This window comes from Runella sp. R5_40 (assembly GCF_057652295.1).
On record NZ_JBYFCH010000064.1, the window covers coordinates 1 to 1,267 of the forward strand.

General features: G+C 40.3%; 2 protein-coding genes. Both read right to left on the reverse strand.

Going from position 1 to position 1,267, the window contains the following annotated elements:
• Positions 1-14: 14 nt before the first annotated feature.
• Positions 15-920: an IS3 family transposase gene (locus tag AC23N5_RS31390; protein WP_487758560.1), complete on the reverse strand. Its 906-nt coding sequence runs from the start codon at positions 918-920 to the stop codon at positions 15-17.
• Entirely contained in the window at positions 917-1,216 is a 300-nt protein-coding gene (locus AC23N5_RS31395) for a transposase (protein ID WP_487758559.1), read from the reverse strand. The genes AC23N5_RS31390 and AC23N5_RS31395 overlap by 4 nt, the downstream gene beginning before the upstream one ends.
• Positions 1,217-1,267 lie beyond the last annotated feature (51 nt).

The window sequence follows — 1,267 nt, forward strand, 5'->3', positions numbered from 1 at the left end:
TGAGGTGGTCCATTTTAGACGGACAGTTTACTTTGCAGGATTAATAATTCATTTTGGTTGTAAATTTGTTCAAATTTTTCGGGACTTTCATAGCCCAAAGCCGAATGTCGGCGAATACGATTATAATAGACTTCAATATAGTCAAACAGTTCTGTTTGAGCATCTTCCAAACTATCAAAACTGCCTTTTTCTAACATTTCCCGTTTAATCGTCGCCCAAAGAGATTCTGCATGTGCATTCTCATAAACTGATTTCTTCCCTGCCATACTTTGCCGAAAAAGGCACTTATCAAGTAATTTTCTGAACCTGTTTCCAAAATATTGCCCCCCTCTATCGGAATGTACAATTAATCCATGAGAAGGCTTATAACGGTCTATCGCATTTTGTAAAGCTTTCAATACCAACTCTTCACGCATATGGACATCCAGATTCCAACCTACAATTTTACGACTGTATCGATCCATACAAGCCGCTAAATAAGCCCATTTGCCATTTTCCATAGGGATGTAAGTAATATCACTCACCCATACTTGATTCGGCCTAAGAGACTCAAACTTGTCTTCTAACAAATTGGGGCTTGCCGTTAAACCATGGCGGCTTTGTGTCGTTTTTGGTACGAAACTACGCGGCTGTATGGCTTGTAAGCCTTGCTCCTTTAGTAATTTCCGAATCTTGTGACGACCAGCTTTATAGCCTCTTTCTTTTAGTTCTGCCCCTATTCGCCGACTTCCATAGCGTCTGCGGTGCGTTTGAAAAACTATTCGTAGCTCATCAGCTAAACCTGTTTCAATAGTAGGTTGATGGGTCGTTCCCTTCACATACTCATAGTAACTACTTCTGCTGATATTCAAAGTGTTACACAAAACAGGAACGGAAAAATGGCATCTTTCTTTACTTACAAAATCATACTTAGCTTTCAGGTCGGCTTGGCAAAAATCAGCGCAGCTTTTTTTAAAATATCTCGTTCTGTCTCTGCCTGACGAAGTTGTTGTTTAAGTTGGGTTACTTCCCGTTCTAACTCGGAGACACGACTATCATCTTTCATGCTTCGGTTGGTAGTGGATTTACTTTTCCAGTGGTAGATAATACCTTCACTAATGCCTAATTCTTTGGCTACTTCAGGTACGCTTTGTCCGTTTTGAACCTTGTTTAAGACTTGAGCCTTAAAGCTGGCGTCATATTTACGCCATGGTTGCTTGGTTGTTTTTGATGACATAACTTTGTAAAGTTACGCTTTTCGACTGTCCGTCTAAATAGGACCACTCCA

What these genes read in the sequence shown, in the direction of transcription:
- AC23N5_RS31395 (WP_487758559.1), bottom strand. Translation starts at nt 1,216, where the DNA reads ATGTCATCAAAAACAACCAAGCAACCATGGCGTAAATATGACGCCAGC.